The sequence below is a fragment of the Shewanella sp. KCT genome (assembly GCF_007636505.1).
GTDB lineage: Bacteria > Pseudomonadota > Gammaproteobacteria > Enterobacterales > Shewanellaceae > Shewanella > Shewanella halotolerans.
This window is the reverse complement of sequence record NZ_LVDJ01000002.1, coordinates 40,907-47,425: the sequence shown is the minus strand read 5'-3', so window position 1 is coordinate 47,425 and position 6,519 is coordinate 40,907. Positions and strand designations below refer to the sequence as shown.

The 6,519-nt window shown below is 53.1% G+C and carries 7 protein-coding genes; all 7 read left to right on the top strand.

All coding sequences use genetic code 11. The features are described from left to right. The first annotated feature begins 328 nt into the window (after positions 1-328). Positions 329-976 (top strand): hypothetical protein, encoded by a 648-nt coding sequence (locus AYI87_RS03080; protein ID WP_144199503.1) that lies wholly within the window; start codon positions 329-331, stop codon positions 974-976. Between the two features lie 261 nt (positions 977-1,237). Then, the gene (locus AYI87_RS03075) at positions 1,238-2,062 is read left to right on the top strand and encodes a cobalamin-binding protein (RefSeq protein ID WP_144199501.1); all 825 of its coding nucleotides are present in this window, start codon (positions 1,238-1,240) and stop codon (positions 2,060-2,062) included. Between the two features lie 60 nt (positions 2,063-2,122). Next, entirely contained in the window at positions 2,123-2,506 is a 384-nt protein-coding gene (locus AYI87_RS03070) for an MAPEG family protein (RefSeq protein WP_144200127.1), read from the top strand. Between the two features lie 384 nt (positions 2,507-2,890). After that, a complete protein-coding gene (locus AYI87_RS03065) occupies positions 2,891-4,153 on the top strand; it encodes an efflux RND transporter periplasmic adaptor subunit (RefSeq protein ID WP_011864527.1) in 1,263 nt (420 codons plus the stop codon). 11 nt (positions 4,154-4,164) lie between these two features. Next, on the top strand, positions 4,165-4,401 hold the full coding sequence (locus AYI87_RS03060; protein WP_144199499.1) for a hypothetical protein: 237 nt from the start codon (positions 4,165-4,167) through the stop codon (positions 4,399-4,401). Between the two features lie 64 nt (positions 4,402-4,465). Continuing rightward, entirely contained in the window at positions 4,466-5,188 is a 723-nt protein-coding gene (locus AYI87_RS03055; RefSeq protein WP_011864529.1) for an ABC transporter ATP-binding protein, read from the top strand. Positions 5,189-5,199: 11 nt separating this feature from the next. After that, positions 5,200-6,510 (top strand): ABC transporter permease, encoded by a 1,311-nt coding sequence (locus AYI87_RS03050; RefSeq protein ID WP_144199497.1) that lies wholly within the window; start codon positions 5,200-5,202, stop codon positions 6,508-6,510. Positions 6,511-6,519: the final 9 nt, after the last annotated feature.

The window sequence follows — 6,519 nt, the reverse complement described above, 5'->3', positions numbered from 1 at the left end:
CCAATCACATACTCATGTATGCTCATGGGCTGAGCCAGCTTGACGGCTTAGCCACAGAAGCGAACAGTTTGAAATGACGGATATGGGCTTCATGATGCAATTTAGATTTTTCTTTGAGCTCACCACGGCGGGGTTATTGTCTTCATTTCTACTGCCAATTACATGATCATGTATGCGATTGAGTCTGCTGTAGCTTAAAGACGGAGATGATGAGTTACTTGTCTATATATATGAGAACATTTTTATTAACTTGGCCAGCTTATCAAATGTTAGAGTGAGCAAGTCTTATAAACGCTAGAAAAATTATCCGAAGGAGTTAGGGGTTGAGATGAAGATAAAATTTGTTGCACTATTAATATCCCTCACGACCTTTGTTTCTCAGGCTGGTCAATTGCTCGATTATCACGGAAAGGTCTCAGTATACGCCAAGAGCCAAGATCGTCTCGCGCTACATAGCCACTATAGATATTATGATAAGGATATAAATGATTTAAAAGATGTCTCATATCTTGAACTATATGATGGTAATAGTTTAGGTCTTACTCCTTTTTATCAAGAAAGCTCACCAAGGTTTCTCGCATTGACTTGGACTACAAATGGGGAATATCTCATTGGTATGTCAACGCATAGTCAAGCAGATAATTATTTGTCGGTGTATTCAAATGCTGGTATTCCATTGAGAACATTTAGCATAGATTGTTCCTTCTGGTTTGACGAATCAAAAGAAAAAGAGCTTGAAAATAAATCACAAATTTTCATTGGTATGTTAGGTGCGTTTTGCGATACAACGCCTGAATTATTCTACATGCTTACTGATATCAATTCATTTAAGGCTATTTATTTAGGGGGAGGCGTTAATGCCGTTGGGAGTTGCATTCGAGAAGATTGTGTCGTCTTACCTTTAGATGAAAGAAAACAGGAAAGTTTTATGACCCTATATGAATTACGAGATAAGTATAAGCTCAATAAATTTTAGATTCGTATTACATATTAATGTTTTTGGGGTTTATGTCTATAAAAGTAGTGTGGACGGCGTGAGTAAATATGAGGTGAAGTTAAGTGAAGGCGATGTACTGTACTCTGTATATTTTGACTCAGCAATGGAATTTGAAGAGTGTGAAGGGGAAAGAGGGCTAAAACCTTAGAATCATTATTTGACGGCTGAGCTGCCTTTGTTAGAAAAATGCGCAGTCCGCTCAGGTATCTCGATATTTGTAACATAAGGGAAGAAGAAAGAATGAAGATAAGGGTTAGGCTGTGGCTGTTGTTGGCCTTATTGCTGTGTGTGCCTGGGCTGAAGGCGGCGCCGGCGAAGCGGATCATCGCCCTGTCGCCCCATGGGGTGGAGATGCTGTTTAGCATAGGGGCGGGGGACAGTGTAGTCGCGACCACAGATCACGCCGATTTTCCCGATGCGGCCAAGGCGATCCCGCGGATCGGCGGCTACTACGGCATACAGATAGAGAAAGTTATCGAGCTCGACCCGGATCTGATTGTCATCTGGGGCGGCGGCAACAAGCGCGAGGATATCGAGCGCCTGACCCAGTTGGGTTATCCCATCTATAACAGCGACCCTAAGACGTTGGAGGCGGTGGCTGACGATCTGCTGGCGCTGGGCAAGCTGACCGGCAAGGAGCGCGAAGCGGAGCGGGTGGCCGAGCAGTACCTTATCGGCCTTAAGGCGCTCAGTAAGGAGAACCGGGCCAAGGCGGCGGTGCGGGTCTTCTATCAGCTCTGGTCCGTGCCCCTGATGACGGTGGCCGAGGGCAGCTGGATTGAGCAGATCATCCAGGTCTGCCACGGCGAGAATGTGTTTAGCGACGCGGGTAACGAGTATCCCCAGGTGAGCCTGGAGGCCGTGTTGCTCAAGCAACCTCAGGTGATTCTGCAGAGTCAGGATGAGGGCAATGTGCGCGGCATCGACTGGTCTGCCTGGCAGGAGATCCCGGCGGTGAAGCAGCGCCACATCTATCAACTGGATGCCGACCTCTTGCATCGGGCGACTCCAAGGGCCATCTTAGGGATTGAATCTTTGTGCAAGGCCCTGGACAAGGCGAGATAAACACAAACTAAAATTAAAACTAAAGCTAAAACAATGCGCTAAACAAAAAGGAGATAAATGATGACTATGCTACTGGCCTGCCTACTCTTTGCCATGTTGCTTCCCTACCTGGCCAAGGTGCCCGTGGCCATGGCGATGGCCAAGCAGGGCGGCTATGACAACGCCTACCCCAGAAGCCAGCAGGCGCAGCTGACCGGCTTCGGCGCCCGCGCCTTAGCGGCGCACCAGAACGCCTTCGAGTCCCTGCTGATCTTCGCCGTGGCGGCGCTGACAGTGATCGCACGGGACAAGGTCGACGATACGGTTGGTCTGTTAGCTCTGGTACATGTGCTGGCAAGATGTGCCTATCATCTCCTCTACCTGCTGGATAAGAGTACGCTGCGTTCGCTTTCCTGGTTTGTGGCCATCATCGCCGCCTTCTCCATCTTCGCCCGGGCGTTTTAACTCCTTCCTTAATGCCCACTCAGTGGGTTTGTTATGAGCGTAGCCCTTTACCCTCAGTGGTTGGGGCTGTCGCTTACTAATTCGCTAACCTTCCAAGTGTTTTAACGATCTTTCCTCGCTTTATCATGTATGCCTGCGTTCTAAATGTCCGTGCTTTCTCCTATGTCCGTATTTTCTCGTCTGTCCGGCTTTCCTCATATGCGGACACTCGGGGAAATGATCGGACACTTTTGCGGGTGTCCGCGGACACTTTTATGGGAGGTCTAGCGGACGTATTTATCTAAGTTATTGAAAATTAGCAAATATAAAAGTTGGCACGGCAATTGTAATCCTAATGGGCAGAAATCGACTCGGTCGAGTAACGGACACTGTTAGGGATAAACAATGATTAAAGATACCAGCGCACAAGATAAGCAAGTTGCCCCCAGCCTGGGACGTCGCATCAAATGGCCTGTCACTATCGGCGCAGGCGTACTCCTGGTCTCTGGTCTGGTGTGGGCCAGCGTCAGTGGCAGCAGCGTGAGCGAGTCTATCGACCGTAGCGAGCTGCGTTTTGCCACTCTGGAGCGCGGCACCTTAGTGCGTGATATCGCCTCTACCGGCAAGATAGTCGCCGCCAACGCCCCTATCCTCTACGCTCCAGAGAAGGGCACAGTGACCCTAATCGCCAACCCGGGTGACAAGGTAGAGCAGGGCCAGGTGGTTGCCACCATAGAGAGCCACAGCCTGACCAACAACCTCAAGCAGCAACAGGCGCTGCTGGAAGGAATGCAGAGCAGCCTGGAGCGTGCCCGTCTCGACGCCCGTCGCGATCAGCTCAAGGCGATCCAGACCCTGGACATGGCCAAGGTGGATCTCGAGGCGGCGGATCGCGAGAGTCGCCGTGGCGACCAGCTGATCGAGTCCAGCCTGATCTCCAAGATAGATTATGAGAAGAGCAAGGATGAGCTGCATAAGGCCAAGCTGCTCTACGCTCACGCCCAGCAGGAAGCCGAGCTGATGAAAGATACCCTCAGCTTCGAGCTGAAAAACAAGGCCTCAGAGGTGGATCGTCAGGCCCTGGTGGTCGCCGAGCTTGAACGTCAGGTGGCGGCGCTGAATATCACGGCCCCCGTCGGCGGCATCATAGGTAACTGGCTGACGGAGCAGAAGGCCCGTATCGGCCAGAGCCAGCCCATATTGACAGTAGTGGACCTGAGCGCCTTCGAGGCCGAGCTGGCGGTGCCTGAATCCTACGCCGACGAGCTGGGGATTGGCATGGATGTGGAGCTTAATTTCGGCGGCCAGCTGGTGATGGGTAAGCTGTCGGCCATCTCTCCCGAGGTGCGCAACCGTGAGGTGACTACCCGAGTGCGCTTCGAGCAGCAAGCTGCACTGCACCTGCGTCAGAACCAGCGTCTGTCGGCCCGCGTCTTACTGGAAAATCGTCCCGACGTGCTCATGGTCAAGCGTGGCCCCTTCGTCAACAGTGGCGGCGGCACCCTGGTCTATGCCGTCAAGAACGACCTGGCCGAGCGCACCGAGATCCAACTGGGTGCCCGCAGCATGAGCCACATAGAGGTGGTCTCGGGCGGCGAGGTCGGTGACCAGTGGATCATCTCCTCCACCGACGCCTTTAAGAACGCCGAACAAGTATTGATCCGCTAAGGAGCGAAGCGATGAAGACCCTGATGATAAAGCTACACCCAGAACGAGTGGTCGCAGGACTGGCGCTATTGCTCCTGCTGGTGGCGACTCAGGTCTATACCCAGGATGCCTCAGACTGGTTTCTGCTCGGGCTCAACATTATTGAAGCGACCGGCTTGCATGGGCAGGCAGTCGATAGTAACCAACTTCCCGACGTCGCCAGAGTTGGCGGTGATTTAACTCAATGGTTATTGGCCCGATTGTCCTAGTTAGTCCGGGCATAGGCGCAATAACAAACTGAATAACGCGATACAAAAACAAAGGAAACAACCCATGTTAACGATGAAAAATATCAACAAGGTGTTTAAAACGGATTTGGTGGAAACCCATGCGTTACGGGATTTCAATCTCGAGGTTAAGGAAGGTGAGTTTGTCGCCGTCACCGGGCCGTCTGGTTCGGGCAAGACCACCTTTCTCAACATCGCCGGCCTGTTAGAGGGCTTTACCAACGGCGAATATCATCTGGACGATGTCAACATCTCTAACCTTAGCGATAACAAGGCAGCCGCCATTCGCAACGAGAAGATAGGCTTTATCTTTCAGGGCTTTAACCTGATCCCCGACCTTAACCTGGCGGAGAATGTCGAGGTGCCATTGCGCTACCGCGGCTTCAACGCCAAGGAGCGTCAGCGCCGCGTGAAGGCTGCGCTGGAGCAAGTGGGTCTTGGGGCGCGTATGAAGCATCTGCCATCACAACTTTCCGGTGGTCAGCAGCAGCGTGTGGCGATTGCCCGCGCCCTGGCTGGCGAACCAAGATTTCTCCTCGCCGACGAGCCAACAGGTAACTTGGACAGCCTGATGGCTCGTCAGGTGATGGAGCTTTTAGAAGAGATCAACAAGGCGGGCACCACCATCATCATGGTGACTCACGATCCCGAATTGGCGCGCCGCGCCCAGCGCAACATTCAGATCGTCGACGGTCAGGTGTGTGACTTCACCCTGTACCAGGGCGGTCAGTCGCACCTGGTCGATACGGCCGAAAAAGTGGCCAGCTAAGGAGAGTAAGCATGTTTCTATATTACGTCGATCTAGCCTGGCGCAGCATACGCAAGACGCCGATTCTGTCACTGCTCATGGTGCTGGCCATCTCTGTGGGGATAGGCATCACCATCACTACGCTGAACGTCTACAGCATGATGGCCTATAACCCGGCCGGCGAGCGCTCGGAGCAGCTTAACGCGATCCAGCTCTGGTCACAGGGCCCGGATTCCTGGGACGACTTTCATCGCCTGATCACCTATCAGGATGCGATGAACCTGCGTAAGGGCAATGTGGCCCCAGCCCAGGCGGCCATGTTCCGTAGTGGCATGGCGGTGCAGACAGACGATCCTGAGGTGTTGCCAAGGTTGCAGGGCATCAGGGTAACGGATGGCGACTTCTTCAAGATGTTTGAGGTGCCCTTTGTCTATGGCAATCGCTGGGACAAGGCGGTGGATCTCGACCCTGCCTATCAGGCGGTGATCGGCGAGAAGCTTAACCAGAAGCTGTTTGGCGGTGAGAATAGCGTCGGCAAGACCATCTACCTCAACCGTAAGCCCTATCAGGTGGTGGGTGTGATCGGCGACTGGAATCCTCAGCCTAAGTATTACGATCCGACCAGTGGCGCCTTCGCCAAATCGGAGCAGATCTATATTCCATTTTCGCTGGCGGCAAACGAGGAGTTTAGCGTCTGGGGCAACTCATCGGGTTGGAAACATGAGCCGATGAACAACTATCAGGACAGGTTGAATTCGGAGAAGGTGTGGCTGGAGTACTGGACCTATCTGCCGACGCCTGAAGATCGCGCCGCTTATAAGAACTATCTGGCCAACTATGTGGAACAGCAGAAGGAGCTGGGCCGTTTCACCGATAACAAGTCACCTGTCGACTCTGTGCTCATGTCAAATGTCGACGGCTGGTTGGAGCGAAGCCATGTGGTGCCTGAAGATAACAAGATTCTGGTGGGACTGAGCGCCCTGTTCCTCAGCGTCTGCCTGATCAATATTCTCGGCCTGATGCTGACCAAGTTTCTCAAGCGTGCGCCCGAGGTGGGTGTCAGACGTGCCATCGGCGCCAGCCGGGGCCAGATCTTCTCTCAGTACATGGTGGAAGTGGGCGTCATCGGCCTGTTTGGTGGCCTGGTGGGACTGCTATGGGCCTGGGGCGCGCTCTACGCCCTGTCGGCACGCTTCGGTGTCTCCGAGGGACTGACCCATCTTTCCATGAGCATGTGGTTGATCACCCCAACCATCGCCGTGGGCACCGCGTTGCTGGCTGGGCTCTATCCTGCCTGGGTGGTATGCCGCACTAAACCAAGTGTCTACTTGAAGAGCCAATAAGGGATTGAA

Excerpts from the sequence above, each read along its gene's own strand:
- AYI87_RS03065 (WP_011864527.1), top strand. The coding sequence starts at position 2,891 with ATGATTAAAGATACCAGCGCACAAGATAAGCAAGTTGCCCCCAGCCTG.
- AYI87_RS03070 (WP_144200127.1), top strand. The coding sequence starts at position 2,123 with ATGACTATGCTACTGGCCTGCCTACTCTTTGCCATGTTGCTTCCCTAC.
- AYI87_RS03055 (WP_011864529.1), top strand. The coding sequence starts at position 4,466 with ATGTTAACGATGAAAAATATCAACAAGGTGTTTAAAACGGATTTGGTG.
- AYI87_RS03080 (WP_144199503.1), top strand. The coding sequence starts at position 329 with ATGAAGATAAAATTTGTTGCACTATTAATATCCCTCACGACCTTTGTT.
- AYI87_RS03050 (WP_144199497.1), top strand. The coding sequence starts at position 5,200 with ATGTTTCTATATTACGTCGATCTAGCCTGGCGCAGCATACGCAAGACG.
- AYI87_RS03075 (WP_144199501.1), top strand. The coding sequence starts at position 1,238 with ATGAAGATAAGGGTTAGGCTGTGGCTGTTGTTGGCCTTATTGCTGTGT.
- AYI87_RS03060 (WP_144199499.1), top strand. The coding sequence starts at position 4,165 with ATGAAGACCCTGATGATAAAGCTACACCCAGAACGAGTGGTCGCAGGA.